Genomic DNA, 16,453 nt, shown 5'->3' with positions numbered 1-16,453 from the left:
GCTAAAAAAATAAATGCCAAGAATACTCTCCATAGATTACGGACAAAAACGTACCGGAATAGCGGTTACAGATGAATTGCAAATTATTGCATCAGGTCTTACTACGATTCCTTCTGCTACTGTAATACCCTTTTTAAAAGATTATTTTTCTAAAGAAAAAGTTGAAGCTGTTCTTATTGGTGAGCCAAAACAAATGAATGGTGAGCCTTCTGAAAGTGCCTCCATTATAAAAGGATTTGTAACCCATTTTACCAATCATTTTCCGGATATGAAAGTTATTCGTGTAGATGAACGTTTTACTTCTAAAATGGCATTTCAAACAATGATTGATAGCGGACTCAATAAAAAGCAACGTCAAAATAAGGCTTTGATTGATGAAATCTCAGCAACTATAATGCTTCAAGACTACTTGAACAGGAAATAAAAATACCCTTTTGATTAAGGATTAAAACGTTTTCGATCTTTATCACTTTTCTAGTAAAAAATTAATTTTTTATTGTGATTTTATGAGCTATTTTTGCACCATTAAAATTTAGAAAATGCCCGATTCAACAATTCGTTCAAATACTGATGTCGTACTTATTGGTGCTGGAATTATGAGTGCCACTCTTGGCTTGATTCTTAAGGAGTTACAGCCTGAAATTAAAATTGATATATACGAAAGACTGGATATTGCCGCTGCCGAAAGTTCTGATGCATGGAACAATGCTGGTACCGGACATTCTGCTTTTTGTGAACTAAATTACACTCCGGAAAAAGAAGATGGGAGCATCGATCCTAAAAAGGCTATTAGCATAGCTGAATCTTTTGAGGTTTCTCGCCAGTTTTGGGCATACTTAGTCAATCAAAAATATATGGATTCTCCAGAGAAATTCATAAAAAGCATCCCACACATGAGTTTTGTTTGGGGGGAGAAAAATGTTGATTATCTAAAGAAAAGATTTGACGTTTTACATCCTAATGCACTTTTTAAGGATATGGAATTCAGTACTGATTTTTCTAAATTAAAAGAATGGATGCCATTAGTTATGGAATCCAGAAAAGAATCTGAAAAGTACGCAGGAACAACTATGGCAATTGGAACCGATGTGAATTTTGGAGAATTGACCAGAGGGATGTTCAAACATTTATCTCAATTAGAAGGTGTTACTTTACATTTTAATCACCAGGTAAATAAGTTAAAGCAACGTGAAGACGGTACTTGGAGAATAAAAATAGAAGATTTGGCTACTAGTCAAAAAAGAAAAGTATACACAAAATTTGTATTTATTGGTGCCGGAGGAGGTTCATTGCCATTATTGGAAAAAGCTAATGTACCAGAAGGAAAAGGATATGGTGGTTTTCCTGTAAGCGGACAATGGTTAAAATGTACCAATCCAGCAGTTATTGCAAAACACGAAGCTAAAGTCTATGGAAAAGCAAGTGTAGGTGCACCGCCTATGTCTGTTCCTCATATTGATTCTAGAATGATAAACGGAGAAAAAGCATTGCTTTTTGGTCCTTTTGCAGGTTTTTCTACTCGTTTTTTAAAGAACGGATCTTATTCAGATTTACCATTTTCAATAAAGACGGACAATGTTATACCAATGCTTATAGCAGGTTATAAAAACTTACCTCTTACTAAATATCTAATCGAGCAAGTGCGTCAATCTCCCAAAGACAGAATCAATGCTCTTAAGGAATATGTGCCAAAAGCAGTTGCTAAGGATTGGGTTTTAGAGCGTGCTGGTCAAAGGGTTCAAGTGATCAAAAAAGATGAGAAAGAAGGAGGAGTGCTTGAGTTTGGTACAGAAATGATTACTACAGCAGATGGTTCATTAGCAGTTTTGCTTGGAGCATCTCCTGGAGCTTCGACAGCCGTTTCTATAATGCTAGAATTGGTTACTAAATGTTTTAAAGAAGAAAGTAAGACCGCAGAATGGCAGGAAAAATTTAAAGCAATGATTCCTTCATTTGGTCAAACTCTAAATGATAAGCCAGAACTTTTGGCAGAAATCAGAAAAAATACTTCAACAGTTTTAAAACTAAATGAGTAATTTTTTGTTTCAATAACAGTTTTCGGTTTCAGATAATTTATGAAACCGAAAACTGTTATTAATAATTTACTCAATCTTCATTAATAATTTGGTATTTCTTAATATCCGCTCGGATAAATTGGTTAACCAAACTAATTGTTCAAGTACCAATTGTACTTCTTGCATTTTTAAGGCAAATGCTTCTTCATCGATAGGTTTTCCTTCTTTTAGTTCTCTTTCCCTAATATTTTTTAACTCAGTAAATCGATGAGCGAGTTCTTCATTTGTAATAGGGTCCTTTTGTATGAAGACTTCGTTTTTTAAATAACTAATAGCTTCCTCTAAATTCTTAATACTCTTTTTTACAACAATTGTAAAAGCTTCTGATGATGGGGTTGTTTTATGGGATTGTATATAAGTACCCAACGAAGCAATTGATGAAAGTAAGGAATGATTAAGCTCTGTTAATTTATAGACTTGAGTTATTTTTATTTGTTTGGATTTGGGTTCTTGTGACATTCTTTGAAATGAGGCCATAAGATTTCCAATTTCGATAAAAGCATTTTTTCTTGCCAAACGATATGATGTTGTTACTTCACCTTTATTTCGGTAAAAAGTAAATATTTCGTTTAAATAATCGCGATTGGCAGCAATAGCTTTTTCTAAATATTCAGGGGCTTTTATGTATTCCCATGAAGGCCATAAAAAGTGGTTGGCCAGAAATGCCAAAAGTGCTCCTGTCAAGGTATCGATAATTCTAAACTGAATAACATGAACAAAATTTGGGGTTAATATACCATATAAACATACAATATACATGGTTACAAAGGTCGCGCTAGCACTATAATTGGTTTGGGTAAAGGATAAGCCTAAAAGCATACTGGTGATGGCTAATGAACTTATAAGTATTTCATTTTGGGTCAAGGATAAAATGCTAAATGCGATTACACCTCCTAATATTGTCCCAAAAGAACGTTGTATCGAGCGTTGCTTTGTTAAACCATAACCAGGCCGCATAATGATTATAATTGTCATCAAAATCCAATAAATATTTTGAAAAGGAAGTAGCTCCCCGATGATGCCCCCAATTATAACAGTAACAGTTAGTCTTAAAGAATGTCTGAATATTGTAGACGAAAAACTCAAATTCTGAACAAAAGTGCTCAATGGATAATATTGAGGAGTTAAGAATTTTTCTAAATCTTTGTCTTTACCATTAAACTCATAAGTATTGGTGGTCAGGGTAAAAGCACGTTCGACAATTTTAATTTTTTCTATCTGGTTTTCTGCATATTCCAACATTGTAGTTAGCATAAAAACGCCTTCGGAGGCTGCAATTGCTCCTAAATCATTTTCATATTCTTTGATAGCAAGCTCAAGTGAGTTGAGGTCTTTGAATAAATTGTGTTTCGGAACGTATTTTGTTCTGTTATTTATGTTTTTGGACAACTGTTTTAATGTAGAAGCTAGATTATAGGCTAAGTTTTGATAAGTTGACAATACTTTAGGATGATCATCAAATTTTTGATGCAGTTTATCATGATCAAAAGAGGTTGATAGAGCCAATTCTAATATCTCAACTAGGGAAATAAATACAATTAGCATTTTTCTGTTTTGATTGGAAGAAATGGAGTTGATTTGCTTTCCAATAAGAACGCTTCTTATATTATGGTGTATCGTATTGAGTTCTACCTGTAAATGCAATTGTTTCTCTATTATTGCAGTCTTATTGGCACCGATTTTCCATAGATCACCTCTTAATTTTAGGTACTTTGCAGTCAATCGGATACATTCCGTTACTTCTAATTCGGCATATCTGTATGGTCGCAGGTAATGAAAGAGAAGCGATATGGCTAGGTAAAATAAACCTCCTGATAGAATTAAAGCAGCATATCGAATCATTTCTAATCCTGTGTGCATGTGCGAAAAAGATAAAGATACAGCCACCAATGCCGAAAAAGATACAATAGTCGCTCTTTGCCCATAAACGGATATCATAGATAATGCAAACAATAATAGAGCGAAAAATGGATAAAAAAGCCAAGGAAATGGATAGAAAAGGTTAATGAGCAAATTAATGCTTGCGACTAAAAAGGCAGTAAAGCCTATTCCTTTAATCTTATGGTTTAAACTACTAGGGATGTCGCTTGGATAGGTTAAGAAAGCTCCGAGAGCAATAGTAAAACCAATTTCAAAATGATCTAAATAGGAGAATAATAAAACAGGAAAAACCGCAGATAGTGTTGCTTTTAGAGCATTGGTAAAATGAGTGCTATCAGTGAAATTTTCAATTTTATTGATCATACGGATTGATTTAATGCAAAGATACTATTTGTAAGGATTTAAGAAGACTTTATTATAAGATTAAAGCCTAAATTACAAAAAAATGCTAATTATTTAAATGGAATTAATCCTTGTCTATTTTTTTACTATTTTTGCCAACCAAATTAAATGGAATTCCTATTTAATTTGTACTAGTTACTAATTAATACAACACTAATGATATTACCAATTATAGGATATGGTGATCCTGTTTTGAGAAAGATAGGAGATGAGATTACACCTGATTATCCAAATTTGAAAGAGATTATAGCAAATATGTATGATACCATGTATAATGCATGTGGTGTTGGACTTGCTGCTGAGCAAGTAGGTTTGTCATTGCGCTTATTTGTTGTTGATACTACTCCTTTTAGTGATGATGAAGATCTGGAAGACAAAGAACAAGATCAATTGAAAGGGTTCAAAAGAACTTTCATCAATGCTAAAATTATAAAAGAAGAAGGTGAGGAATGGGCTTTTAATGAAGGTTGTTTGAGTATTCCTGATGTGCGTGAAGATGTATACAGAAAACCAACAGTTACTATTGAATATTGTGAAGAAGATTTTGTAATGAAAACCGAAGTTTTTGATGGTTTGATTGCAAGAGTGATTCAACATGAATACGATCATATCGAAGGAATTTTATTTACAGATAAAATATCGTCTTTGAAAAAACGTTTGATTCAAAAGAAATTAAAAAACATCACCGAAGGGAAAACATTTCAAGATTATAGAATGAAATTTTTTGCTAAAAAAGGGAGATAATTTAGTAGTAGTTTACCGTTTATAGTGTTCAGCTTTTAATAAAGAATAAGTAAAAAAATATAAAATGAATTTAGAGAAAATATTATCCATTTCAGGAAAACCTGGTTTATATGTTTTAAAAGTACAAACACGTACAGGTTTTGTTGCTGAGTCATTATTGGATGGGAAAAAAGTAACGGTAAGTTTAAAAAGTAACGTAAGTTTATTGTCAGAAATTTCGATTTACACATACGGAGGAGAAAAGCCTTTAGCAGAAATAATGCAGAGTATTGCTAATAAAGAGAATAAAGGGCAAGCAATTTCTCATAAAGAAGAAAATGCGGTATTGTCTTCTTACTTTAGAGAAATTTTACCTGAATTTGATGAAGAAAGAGTATACCCTTCAGACATCAAGAAAATACTAAATTGGTACAACTTGCTTCAAGAAAGAGGTTTGATCGTTGATGAAGCTCCTGCAGTAGAAGCAGCAGCACCAGTAGCAGAAGAAGTTGTAGCTGAAAAAACAAAAGCTCCAGCTAAAAAAGCAAAAGCTAAAAAAGAGTAATCAAGATCATAGTAATTAGCTCTTATATTTTTAGGCTAAACGCTAAAGATAAAATTTAATCCTGTCAAGATGTTTTCCTGACAGGATTTCTTATTTTTACCAAAAACCCAAATACAATGAATTCCAAACAGAACCAACTCCAGGCCTTTGAACGATTACTGAACATCATGGATGATTTGCGTGAAAAATGCCCTTGGGATAAAAAGCAAACCATGAAAACTTTGCGCCATCTTACCATTGAAGAAACTTATGAATTAGGAGATGCTATATTAGATAATGATTTAAACGAAGTAAAAAAGGAATTAGGGGATTTGTTATTGCATATAGTATTTTATGCTAAAATCGGAAGTGAAACAAACGATTTTGATATGGCAGATGTATGTAATGATATTTGTGAAAAACTAATTCATCGCCATCCTCATATTTACAGTGATGTTGAGGTAAAAGACGAAGAAGAGGTAAAGCAAAATTGGGAAAAACTTAAACTGAAAGAAGGAAAAAAATCGGTTTTGGAAGGTGTCCCGAAAAGTTTACCTGCTTTGGTAAAAGCTAGCCGAATTCAGGATAAAGTTAAAGGAGTGGGATTTGACTGGGAAGAATCGCACCAGGTTTGGGATAAAGTTCAGGAAGAATTACAAGAATTACAAGTTGAGGTAGATGCAGGAGATCAAGATAAAATTGAATCAGAGTTTGGAGATGTTTTATTCTCAATGATTAATTACGCCCGTTTTTTGAATATAAATCCCGAAGATGCATTAGAACGAACTAATAAAAAATTCATTAAACGCTTTCAGTATTTAGAAAGTAAAGCAGATGAGTTAGGAAAACCACTCATGGATATGACCCTTGCAGAAATGGATGTTTTTTGGAACGAAGCAAAGAGACTTTAATATTAAGATGGCAGATAGCAGTTCGCAGAAAATAGTTGCGAAATATTATTCTGCCATTTTTTTTAGCTTATTGATATCTTTCAAAATAATTTTTTTGCCAATCAATTCGATCAATCCTAATTTATTAAAGTCAGATAGTAATCTAATGCAACTCTCGGTTGCAGTTCCTATCATACTAGCTAGTTCATCTCTGGAAAGCTGAACTTTTAACGTTTTGTCAGTATTGGTACCGAAAGTTTCGTGTAAATAAATCAAGGTTTCGGCCAATCGTTCTCTTACAGACTTTTGAGCCATATTTACCGTGTGTTCATCTGCAATTCTTAAATCACTACATATCGTTTTCATAACATTCATAGAAAACTGATTGTTTTTATCGAAGAATCCCATCACGTCGCTTTTTGGAATGAAACAAACGTGCATGTCTTCTAAAGCAATCGCGCTTAAATTAGCAGGTTCGTCACTAATCATGGAGCGTTGGCCTAGTAATTCTCCTTTTGTTACCAGTTTAACGATGTGATCTTTACCATTTGGGCTTAATTTGGTAAGCTTGCAAACTCCGTCTTTGATGCAAAAAATACCATTCACATTCTCACCTTCTTCAAAAATATTTTCACCTTTTTTAATGATTATAGATGTTTTGCAGTCAGAAAGTTTTAATAGTTCGTCTTTATTTAGTGCTTTTAAAGAACTAAATTCTCTAACGATACATTGTTCACATTTGCTCATAATAGGATTGAATTTGCATCTACAAAGTTATAAATTTATACCTTTAGTTATTTCAATTTAGTATTATAAAATTGTGCTAAATAATGTATGTAATGGTATTGTGTTAAAGATCATTGTACTAAAAAACATTAGTAAACTAATGTTACATGATAAATATCATTTTTTTGGGTCAATCAATTAGCAATCTTTGTATTCGCTTTAAGAAGCTATATTTATGGAGAAGAACAATTGTTTTCATTGTGGTTTAGACATTGTAAAGGAAGAAGTAATACTTTTTGATGAAAAAGAGTTTTGTTGTAACGGCTGTAAGACCGTATACGAAATTTTCAGCCTGAATGATCTGACTTGTTATTATGATTTTGAGAATGCACCTGGAGCGACTCCACAGGACATTAATGGTAAATATGATTTTTTAGATAATGATAGCATTGTATCAAAATTGCTAGAATTTCAAGAAGAGTCAACTGCTATTATTTCCCTTAATATTCCTCATATACATTGTAGCTCATGTATTTGGATTTTGGAGAATTTGCAACGCTTACAAAGCGGAATAAATACCTCTCAGGTTAATTTCCCTGAGAAAAAAGTTAGAATCAATTATAATCCAGAAATCGTCTCACTCAAAAATATTGTTTATTTATTGAGTTCTATAGGCTATGAACCTTATATAAGTCTGGAGAATTACGAAACTGGAAAAAATAATGTCGATAGAAGTTTGACCTATAAATTAGGGGTAGCTTTCTTTTGTTTTGGAAACATTATGCTGCTTTCTTTTCCTGAATACTTTGAGGTAAAGGAGTATTGGTTAGATAATTACAAACCCTTTTTTAGAGGTTTGATTTTTGCATTATCCTTGCCTTCGTTTTTATATTCGGCCAGTGGTTATTATGTTTCGGCCTATAAAAGCATTAAACTAAAAATGCTTAATATAGACATTCCTATTGCTTTAGGTATAGTTGTAATGTTTATCCGTAGTACTTTTGATATTATAATGAACTATGGTTCTGGTTTTTTCGATAGTTTAACGGGTTTGATTTTCTTTATGCTATTAGGAAAGATGTTCCAGATTAAAACCTATAGTTTTTTAAATTTTGAAAGGGACTTTAAATCGTATTTTCCAATAGCTATAACCAAAATTGTAAGTGATGCTGTAGAAGAAAGCGTTCCTGTTTATGATGTTCAAAAAGGAGATAGATTATTAATCAGAAATCAAGAACTTATTCCTGTTGATGGAATTTTAATCTCTGAAAAAGCTGATATAGATTATAGTTTTGTGACGGGAGAAGCTATTCCGATAACGAAAAAATCAGGAGATAAAATATTTGCTGGAGGAAAACAAATAGGAAAAGTGATAGAAATGGAAGTTTTACATTCTGTTTCACAAAGTTATCTAACACAATTGTGGAGTAATGATGTCTTCCAGAAAAATGTTGAGCAAAAACACAAAACTATAACAGATAGAATTAGCCGATATTTTACCCCAATTTTGTTATTAATAGCATTGGCAGGATTTGGTTATTGGATATTTTTTGATGCCAATACGGCTTTCAATGTCTTTACCGCTGTTCTTATTGTGGCTTGTCCTTGTGCATTAGCTTTGACCGCTCCTTTCACCATGGGAAATATGTTACGAATTTTAGGAAATAAACATTTTTATCTCAAAAATGCTTTAGTTATTGAGCAATTGGCAAAAGTAGATACTGTTGTTTTTGATAAAACAGGTACGATAACAACCAATACAAGCTCTAATATTACTTATGAAGGGGAGGTTCTTACAGAATCTAATATAGTTTTAATAAAAAATGTACTTCGCGCCTCCAATCATCCTTTGAGTAGAATGTTATATGACTTTTTACCTGAAAAAAAGAGAGTAAAACTTGATTCGTTTGAAGAGATAACAGGAAAAGGTATTCAAGCAATAATAGACGGAGTAGATGTTCAAATGGGCTCGGCAGCACTTTGCTCACCACCTTCAGAAGGGTTAACAGATGTTTTGCAAACTTCGGTTCATATAAGAATAGGGGGGAATTATTATGGGAAATATATCTTTAATAATGAATACAGAGAAGGATTGTCTAAATTGTTTGGTGATTTGAGTACACAATATCAAATCAAAGTACTATCAGGAGATAATGAAGGTGAACAGGCTTTATTAGCAACACTTTTACCTGCTGGAACCGAAATGATTTTTAATCAAAAACCAGAACAAAAATTAGAGTTTATTAAAAAATTACAGGAACAGGGAAAAAATGTGATGATGGTAGGAGATGGTCTTAACGATGCGGGTGCTTTGGCACAAAGCAATGTTGGGATTTCTATTTCTGAGAATGTGAATGTTTTTTCACCGGCTTGTGATGCAATTTTGGATGCTAAAGAATTTAAAAAGCTGAACTACTTTTTGAAATTATCCAAAAAAGCAATAACAACTATTAAAATGAGCTTTGCTTTATCGCTTTTATACAACGTGGTAGGATTGTCCTTTGCCATAACTGGAAATCTCTTACCATTGGTCGCTGCTATTATTATGCCGCTGAGTACAATAACTATAGTGAGTTTTGTAACAGTGATGAGTAATTACTATTCCCGAAAAATAAAATAGTCTGATAGATAGATAGTTATTTGGTTTTTTTTCATATTTTTAACATATTAGATCAAATATGATAATTATCATTTTTTCTTAAAAGCAAGGCCAGTAATTTTGTTTTACTTAATATTTAAGATATGAGCGTTATATATTTATTGATTTCCATTAGTATTTTCGTCGCAATTGGATTTTTTATTGCATTTGTTTTCGCAGTAAAATCAGGGCAATACGATGATGATTATACTCCATCAGTCAGAATGCTTTTTGATGATGAATTGATTAAATCCAAAAAAGAAAAATCTACAACCAAAGGTTAACTCCCATTACTTTAATATTCTAAGAATATACCAATTTAAAAACAACTTTAAAAACAATTATAAATATGGAAATGCAGCAATTTTATTACGATAACAAAATTGTAAAGAAGTTCATTTATGCCACTATACTTTTCGGAGTGGTCGGGATGCTGGTTGGGCTTATTTTGGCCACGATGTTTCTTTTTCCGAACATGACCGATGGTGTTTCGTGGTTAAGCTTTGGTAGACTAAGACCTTTACATACCAATGCAGTTATTTTTGCCTTTGTGGGTAACGCTATGTTTGCAGGAATTTATTATTCTCTACAGCGATTATTAAAAGCAAGAATGTATAGTGATTTCTTGAGTAACTTGAATTTTTGGGGTTGGCAATTAATCATTGTAGCAGCTGCTATCTCATTACCTTTGGGATATACTACATCAAAAGAATATGCTGAGTTAGAATGGCCAATAGATATTGCAATTGCAGTAATATGGGTGGCATTCGGAATCAATATGATTGGTACCATGCTAAAAAGGAGAGAACGCCATTTGTATGTTGCTATTTGGTTTTACTTAGCCACATTTATTACAGTTGCGGTATTACATATATTTAATAGTTTAGAGTTGCCGGTTTCTGCTCTCAAAAGTTATTCTGTTTATGCAGGGGTTCAAGATGCATTAGTGCAATGGTGGTATGGTCATAATGCGGTTGCCTTTTTCTTGACAACACCATTTTTAGGTTTGATGTATTATTTTGTGCCTAAAGTAGCTAATCGCCCAGTATATTCATATAGACTTTCTATTATTCACTTTTGGTCATTGATATTTTTATATATTTGGGCAGGTCCACACCACTTATTATATTCAGCATTACCAACCTGGGCTCAAAACTTAGGAGTTGTATTTTCAGTAATGCTAATTGCTCCATCTTGGGGAGGTATGATAAACGGTCTTTTAACGCTAAGAGGAGTTTGGGATAAAGTTCGTGAAGAACCAGTTTTGAAATTTTTTGTTGTAGCCATGACAGGTTATGGTATGGCTACTTTTGAAGGACCAATGCTTTCATTTAAAAATGTAAATGCTATTGCGCATTATACAGATTGGATTATTGCACACGTTCACGTAGGCGCATTAGCATGGAATGGTTTTATGGCTTTTGGTATTATTTATTGGTTGATTCCAAGAATGACAAAAAGTACTTTGTATTCTACTAAACTGGCTAATTTCCATTTTTGGATCGGAACTTTAGGGATTATATTATATGCATTACCAATGTATTTGGCAGGTTTCTTACAGGCTTCTATGTGGAAACAGTTTAACCCAGACGGTACTTTAACCTATGGTAACTTCCTTGAAACGGTTACTCAAATCATGCCAATGTACTGGATGAGAGCTATTGGAGGTTCTATGTATTTAATTGGAATGCTGACATTGGTTTATAATATTATACAAACCGTAAAAGCAGGAAATGAAATTGAAGATGAATTAGCAGAAGCTCCAGCGTTACAAACGATTAGTTCAGGAAGAATAAAAGGAGAAAAATACCATACTTGGTTGGAAAGAAAACCAATAAAAATGGCTGTTTTTGCTACAATTGCAATATTGATAGGAGGTATTATTCAAATTGTGCCAACCATTATGGTAAAATCGAATATACCAACAATTACAAGTGTAAAACCGTATTCTCCATTAGAATTACAAGGTCGTGATTTATACATACGTGAAGGTTGTGTGGGTTGCCACTCTCAATCGGTTCGTCCTTTCCGTAGTGAAGTAGAACGTTACGGGCCTCAATCTAAAGCAGGAGAATTTGTTTACGATCATCCATTCCTTTGGGGATCAAAACGTACAGGTCCAGATTTATTAAGAGTTGGAGGGAAATACAATGACAACTGGCATTTTAACCATATGTGGAATCCACAAAGTATATCAGCAGGATCTATAATGCCTGGTTATAAATGGTTGTTTGATAATAAAGCGATGGATGTTTCTTCGACTGAAAAGAAAATGGAAGCAATGGTTACTCTTGGAGTTCCTTATACAAAAGATCAAATAACAAATGGTTTAAAAGATTTGAGAACCCAAGCAATTGCAATTGAAGAAAGTCTTAAAAACGACCCTGATTTTGTAAAAAGTTATGAGGATAGCAAGAAAAAAGCAATAGCAAAAGGAGAAAAATTTATCCCGATGAATGAAAGAGAAATCGTTGCATTGATTGCCTATATTCAAAGACTTGGTACGGATATTAAAGTAAAAGAATAACTAAAAAGTAACGTCATGTTCGAACAGATAAAACACAATATGGAGACTATTGCAGGAGTTGCAATTTTCCCAATACTATCATTACTAATTTTCTTTTTCTTTTTTGTAGGGCTAGGTATTTGGGTTTACTCATACAAAAAAGAAACGGTTGATGAGATGAGTCAAATTCCATTAGAAGATTCAATAGTATAATTTCAAAATATATAAATAATGAAATCGCCATGATTCAAGAATCATGATTGAAAAATGAAGAATGGCGATATCATGTTCCTTTAAAAACTAAATATAAACTACGTATGAAAAAAATAGTTCCACCTTATATAAGAGTACTTTTCATATTTTTCTCCGTTTTTGGAGCGATGGAATACTTTATAGACTCAGGAAACCATCCAGCTTTTTTAAAGTACCCTATGGTTGCAGCCTTTTTGTTTATATTGCTTTTTCTTTTGATTGCAATTGAAATAACATTAAATGCTGTTAATACAATTACCTATAGATTGTTGTCAGATGAGGAAAAAGCAAGATTGGCTCATGAAGATAGTTTAAGTTTGAAAGATAAAAGTTGGTACAAAAACCTAATGCAACGTTTGACAAGAACGGTACCAATCGAAGATGAAAAACAATTATTGATGGATCATGACTATGATGGAATCAAAGAACTAGATAATAATTTGCCACCATGGTGGGTATATTTATTCTATGCATGTATTGTTTTTGCAGTAGTTTATTTGGTTAACTATGAAATGATGGGAGCTCCTGATCAAGAAGCTGAACTTAAAGCTGAAATGGCTCAAGCTAAAATAGAAGTAGCTGAATACATGAAAACAGCTCCGGATTTGATGGATGAAAAAACAGTAACATTGTTGACCGATCAAGCAGATTTAGATAAGGGTAAAGCTATTTTCCAGACCAATTGTGTGGCTTGTCATCGTGCTGATGCTGGTGGGCAAATTGGACCAAACTTAACTGACGATCACTGGATATTGGGTGGTGGAATCAAGAATTTATTCCATACAATTACCAATGGAGGTAGAGATGGTAAAGGGATGATTGCCTGGAAAGGTACTCTGAAACCAAAAGAAATTCAGGCTGTAGCGAGTTATGTTATCTCATTAAAAGGAAGTAATCCAAAAGATCCAAAAGCACCAGATGGTGAAATTTGGGTTGATGAAAATGCTTCAGCGACAGCTACTGCTGCTCCTGAAAAAACGGAAGTAAAATAATAATGATCATATATTTAATGAAGAGCTTTGTCAAAATTAACTACTTTGAGAAAGCTCTTTTTTAATTTAAAAATAATAAAATGTCAAGTAAACTGGACGAATCTTTCAGAGATACCATTGGGACTATTGATAAGGAGGGGCGTAGAAAGTATATCTATCCTAAGAAACCTTCTGGTAAGTTTTATGATTATAGAAAATGGGTTAGCTATTTTTTATTAATTGTACTTATCACTAATCCCTTTATAAAAATAAACGGGAATCAGTTCATGATGTTCAATGTTTTAGAACGTCGTTTTAATATTTTTAGCTTTCCTTTTTGGCCACAGGACTTTTATATTTTTGTTCTGTTTATGGTTATTGGGGTTGTGTTTGTGATTTTATTTACAGTCATTTTTGGACGAATATTTTGTGGTTGGATTTGCCCGCAAACCATTTTTATGGAAATGGTTTTCCGCCGTATAGAATATTGGATAGAAGGAGACAGGGGAGCACAAATTCGTTTGGAAAAACAAGAATGGAATGGAGAAAAAATAAGAAAGAAAACTTTAAAATGGTTTGTGTTTCTTATGATTTCATTTCTGATTGCCAATGTCTTTTTAGCTTATCTTATCAGTAGTGATGAATTATTCCGTCTAATAGAGGAAGGACCTTTAGTACATTTGAGCAGCTTTCTATCACTATTGATTTTTACGGGTGTTTTTTATTTTGTTTTTGCTTGGTTTAGAGAACAAGTTTGTATTATTGCTTGTCCTTATGGAAGATTGCAAGGTGTTTTATTAGATAAAAAATCAATAAATGTGGCCTATGATTTTGTAAGAGGTGAGAAAGAAGTAGGTAGAGCCAAATTCAATAAGCAAGAAGACAGAGCAGCTTCCGGTAAGGGTGATTGTATAGATTGTAAACAATGTGTAAATGTTTGTCCTACAGGAATTGATATTCGTAACGGTGTTCAACTCGAATGTGTAAATTGCACCGCTTGTATAGATGAGTGTGATACTATAATGAAAAGCGTTGGGTTGCCTGTTGGGCTTATTAGATATGCCTCTGAAGATGAAATAGAAACTAAGGCCAAGTTTAAATTTACTGCCAGAATGAAAGGATATACCGCAATATTGGTTATATTGGTCGGGGTACTTACAGGCTTGTTGTTTTTACGATCCGAAGTCGAAGCGACTATTTTTAGATTACCTGGACAATTGTTTCAACACAAAGGAGATAATATCAGTAACATTTATACTTTTAAGATTATCAATAAAACCAATCGAGATATTAATGATATACATTTTAAATTGGTTGGAATAAAAGGAGATTTAAAAGTTGTGGGTGTTCAGGATTTAAAAGTTCCTAAACAGGGAATGTCAAGCGGAACCATGTTTATAGAAATTAATAAGTTTTTATTGGAGACTGATAAAACTAAGGTAGAAATTGATGTGTACGAAGGAAATAAAAAAATTGAAACTACTTATACCAACTTTTTGAGTCCAAGGAGTTTTGATTAGATTTATAAATGTTTTTGAGCCTTCAATAGTTAAATAAAAATAAACTAAAAGAATAAAAAATGAAAATTAATTGGGGAACTGCTATCGTAATTGCTTTTGCTTTGTTCATTAGCTTTATAATGTATTTCGTTTTAAAAGTACAAACAGATAGCAAATATGATAATGAATTGGTAGTAGAAGAATATTACAAACATGATGTACATTTTCAAGACGAAATGACACGTGTACAAAATGCTCACGATTTAAAAGTAAAGCCGGTAATAACTAATGATTCTAAAGGGATTACTATTGTTTTTCCTGCTGATTTTACGCCAAAAGACATAAAAGGAACAGTTGCACTTTATCGACCATCTAATAAAAAGTTTGATTTTCAGGTGCCTATTTCATTTACAGATTCATCTACTTTGTTTATTCCTAAAGATAAATTTATTGGAGGAGAATGGTATATTAATATGGAGTGGCAATACGGAGGGAAATCCTATTTGACCAAAGAAGAAATTTATATAAAATAGTTTTTGAGTTTTAGGTTATGAATTATCAAGTTTCAAATCTAAAATCTGCATTCTATAATTTAAAATCACAATGCTTTATACTGCTTTTTTATTCGGTTTAATCAGTAGTTTTCACTGCATAGGAATGTGTGGTCCAATTGCTATGATGTTGCCTGTAGAACGAAACAATCCTGCCAAGAAAGCCACACAAATAATCACTTATCATTTAGGACGATTGACGGCTTATGGAAGCATTGGATTGCTATTTGGTTTGTTGGGAAAAGGTTTCTTTTTAGCAGGAATTCAGCAACAGATGTCTATTTTTATAGGCATTGCAATGATTATAGTGATTTTAATACCTGAAAAGATTTTCGCTCAGTATAATTTTTCGAAACCAGTGTTTAGATGGATCTCAAGAATGAAACAAATTCTGGGAAGCCATTTTAAAAACAAAAGTTATAAATCACTCTTTATTATAGGCTTGCTCAATGGTCTTTTGCCATGCGGAATGGTTTATGTAGCCTTGTTTGGGGCTATTGCTATGCAAAGTGCTGGCTTTGGAGTTTTATACATGATTTTATTTGGACTAGGAACTGTGCCCTTGATGAGTACTGTGGTTTATGTCAATTCCTTTCTGACAGTTCCTTTCAGGAATAAGATTCAAAAAGTAATTCCTTATGTAGGTGTTATAATTGGCGTATTGTTTATTCTAAGAGGTTTAGGTCTTGGGATACCTTATGTTTCCCCATCCAATATGAGTTTGTTTATACAAGAAAAAGCCAATTGTCATTAATTTAAAAAAGTGCCTAAATAACTAAGATTCTTAGTTATTTA

General features: G+C 32.8%; 15 protein-coding genes. 13 read left to right on the top strand and 2 right to left on the bottom strand.

The window, feature by feature from the left end; all coding sequences use genetic code 11:
- Positions 1–13: 13 nt before the first annotated feature.
- Positions 14–424 carry a Holliday junction resolvase RuvX gene (ruvX, locus tag OZP08_RS17045; protein ID WP_281322422.1) on the top strand — a complete coding sequence of 137 codons (411 nt, stop codon included), beginning with the start codon at positions 14–16 and terminating at the stop codon, positions 422–424.
- A 115-nt stretch (positions 425–539) separates the two neighbouring features.
- Positions 540–2,036, top strand: a complete 1,497-nt coding sequence (locus OZP08_RS17040; protein WP_281322421.1) for a malate:quinone oxidoreductase — start codon at positions 540–542, stop codon at positions 2,034–2,036.
- Positions 2,037–2,102: 66 nt separating this feature from the next.
- Here the strand turns inward: OZP08_RS17040 and OZP08_RS17035 are convergent, their stop codons facing one another.
- Positions 2,103–4,319, bottom strand: a complete 2,217-nt coding sequence (locus OZP08_RS17035; RefSeq protein WP_268847291.1) for an FUSC family protein — start codon at positions 4,317–4,319, stop codon at positions 2,103–2,105.
- Positions 4,320–4,514: 195 nt separating this feature from the next.
- Between OZP08_RS17035 and def the strand changes: the two genes are divergently transcribed.
- The 3 genes from def (at position 4,515) to mazG (ending at position 6,536) form a co-directional block, all read left to right on the top strand.
- Positions 4,515–5,102: a peptide deformylase gene (gene def / locus OZP08_RS17030; RefSeq protein ID WP_281322420.1), complete on the top strand. Its 588-nt coding sequence runs from the start codon at positions 4,515–4,517 to the stop codon at positions 5,100–5,102.
- A 64-nt stretch (positions 5,103–5,166) separates the two neighbouring features.
- On the top strand, positions 5,167–5,646 hold the full coding sequence (locus OZP08_RS17025; RefSeq protein WP_268847290.1) for a DUF5606 family protein: 480 nt from the start codon (positions 5,167–5,169) through the stop codon (positions 5,644–5,646).
- A 116-nt stretch (positions 5,647–5,762) separates the two neighbouring features.
- Entirely contained in the window at positions 5,763–6,536 is a 774-nt protein-coding gene (gene mazG / locus OZP08_RS17020; protein ID WP_268847289.1) for a nucleoside triphosphate pyrophosphohydrolase, read from the top strand.
- Between the two features lie 45 nt (positions 6,537–6,581).
- Here the strand turns inward: mazG and OZP08_RS17015 are convergent, their stop codons facing one another.
- A complete protein-coding gene (locus tag OZP08_RS17015; protein WP_281322419.1) occupies positions 6,582–7,262 on the bottom strand; it encodes a Crp/Fnr family transcriptional regulator in 681 nt (226 codons plus the stop codon).
- 214 nt (positions 7,263–7,476) lie between these two features.
- Between OZP08_RS17015 and OZP08_RS17010 the strand changes: the two genes are divergently transcribed.
- The 8 genes from OZP08_RS17010 to OZP08_RS16975 all read left to right on the top strand — a co-directional run bounded on the left by OZP08_RS17010 (position 7,477) and on the right by OZP08_RS16975 (position 16,412).
- Positions 7,477–9,861 carry a heavy metal translocating P-type ATPase gene (locus OZP08_RS17010; RefSeq protein WP_281322418.1) on the top strand — a complete coding sequence of 795 codons (2,385 nt, stop codon included), beginning with the start codon at positions 7,477–7,479 and terminating at the stop codon, positions 9,859–9,861.
- Positions 9,862–9,983: 122 nt separating this feature from the next.
- Positions 9,984–10,163, top strand: a complete 180-nt coding sequence (ccoS, locus tag OZP08_RS17005) for a cbb3-type cytochrome oxidase assembly protein CcoS (protein WP_268847287.1) — start codon at positions 9,984–9,986, stop codon at positions 10,161–10,163.
- Between the two features lie 65 nt (positions 10,164–10,228).
- Complete coding sequence (gene ccoN, locus OZP08_RS17000; RefSeq protein ID WP_281322417.1) at positions 10,229–12,406, top strand: cytochrome-c oxidase, cbb3-type subunit I; 2,178 nt, start codon at positions 10,229–10,231, stop codon at positions 12,404–12,406.
- A gap of 15 nt (positions 12,407–12,421) precedes the next feature.
- Positions 12,422–12,598: a CcoQ/FixQ family Cbb3-type cytochrome c oxidase assembly chaperone gene (locus OZP08_RS16995; protein WP_268847285.1), complete on the top strand. Its 177-nt coding sequence runs from the start codon at positions 12,422–12,424 to the stop codon at positions 12,596–12,598.
- A 104-nt stretch (positions 12,599–12,702) separates the two neighbouring features.
- Positions 12,703–13,629 (top strand): cbb3-type cytochrome c oxidase N-terminal domain-containing protein, encoded by a 927-nt coding sequence (locus OZP08_RS16990; RefSeq protein ID WP_281322416.1) that lies wholly within the window; start codon positions 12,703–12,705, stop codon positions 13,627–13,629.
- 80 nt (positions 13,630–13,709) lie between these two features.
- Positions 13,710–15,128 (top strand): cytochrome c oxidase accessory protein CcoG, encoded by a 1,419-nt coding sequence (gene ccoG / locus OZP08_RS16985; RefSeq protein ID WP_281322415.1) that lies wholly within the window; start codon positions 13,710–13,712, stop codon positions 15,126–15,128.
- A 59-nt stretch (positions 15,129–15,187) separates the two neighbouring features.
- A complete protein-coding gene (locus tag OZP08_RS16980; RefSeq protein WP_268847284.1) occupies positions 15,188–15,640 on the top strand; it encodes a FixH family protein in 453 nt (150 codons plus the stop codon).
- 70 nt (positions 15,641–15,710) lie between these two features.
- The gene (locus tag OZP08_RS16975) at positions 15,711–16,412 is read left to right on the top strand and encodes a sulfite exporter TauE/SafE family protein (protein ID WP_281322414.1); all 702 of its coding nucleotides are present in this window, start codon (positions 15,711–15,713) and stop codon (positions 16,410–16,412) included.
- Positions 16,413–16,453 lie beyond the last annotated feature (41 nt).

This window comes from Flavobacterium aestivum (assembly GCF_026870175.2).
Taxonomy (GTDB): Bacteria; Bacteroidota; Bacteroidia; order Flavobacteriales; family Flavobacteriaceae; genus Flavobacterium; species Flavobacterium aestivum.
The sequence above is the reverse complement of the archived record's forward strand: the minus strand, read 5'-3'. Positions and strand labels throughout refer to the sequence as shown.

What these genes read in the sequence shown, in the direction of transcription:
- OZP08_RS17040 (WP_281322421.1), top strand. Translation starts at nt 540, where the DNA reads ATGCCCGATTCAACAATTCGTTCAAATACTGATGTCGTACTTATTGGT.
- mazG (WP_268847289.1), top strand. Translation starts at nt 5,763, where the DNA reads ATGAATTCCAAACAGAACCAACTCCAGGCCTTTGAACGATTACTGAAC.
- OZP08_RS16980 (WP_268847284.1), top strand. Translation starts at nt 15,188, where the DNA reads ATGAAAATTAATTGGGGAACTGCTATCGTAATTGCTTTTGCTTTGTTC.
- OZP08_RS16995 (WP_268847285.1), top strand. Translation starts at nt 12,422, where the DNA reads ATGTTCGAACAGATAAAACACAATATGGAGACTATTGCAGGAGTTGCA.
- def (WP_281322420.1), top strand. Translation starts at nt 4,515, where the DNA reads ATGATATTACCAATTATAGGATATGGTGATCCTGTTTTGAGAAAGATA.
- ccoS (WP_268847287.1), top strand. Translation starts at nt 9,984, where the DNA reads ATGAGCGTTATATATTTATTGATTTCCATTAGTATTTTCGTCGCAATT.
- OZP08_RS17035 (WP_268847291.1), bottom strand. Translation starts at nt 4,319, where the DNA reads ATGATCAATAAAATTGAAAATTTCACTGATAGCACTCATTTTACCAAT.
- OZP08_RS17015 (WP_281322419.1), bottom strand. Translation starts at nt 7,262, where the DNA reads ATGAGCAAATGTGAACAATGTATCGTTAGAGAATTTAGTTCTTTAAAA.
- OZP08_RS17025 (WP_268847290.1), top strand. Translation starts at nt 5,167, where the DNA reads ATGAATTTAGAGAAAATATTATCCATTTCAGGAAAACCTGGTTTATAT.
- ccoG (WP_281322415.1), top strand. Translation starts at nt 13,710, where the DNA reads ATGTCAAGTAAACTGGACGAATCTTTCAGAGATACCATTGGGACTATT.
- ccoN (WP_281322417.1), top strand. Translation starts at nt 10,229, where the DNA reads ATGGAAATGCAGCAATTTTATTACGATAACAAAATTGTAAAGAAGTTC.
- OZP08_RS17010 (WP_281322418.1), top strand. Translation starts at nt 7,477, where the DNA reads ATGGAGAAGAACAATTGTTTTCATTGTGGTTTAGACATTGTAAAGGAA.
- OZP08_RS16990 (WP_281322416.1), top strand. Translation starts at nt 12,703, where the DNA reads ATGAAAAAAATAGTTCCACCTTATATAAGAGTACTTTTCATATTTTTC.
- OZP08_RS16975 (WP_281322414.1), top strand. Translation starts at nt 15,711, where the DNA reads ATGCTTTATACTGCTTTTTTATTCGGTTTAATCAGTAGTTTTCACTGC.
- ruvX (WP_281322422.1), top strand. Translation starts at nt 14, where the DNA reads ATGCCAAGAATACTCTCCATAGATTACGGACAAAAACGTACCGGAATA.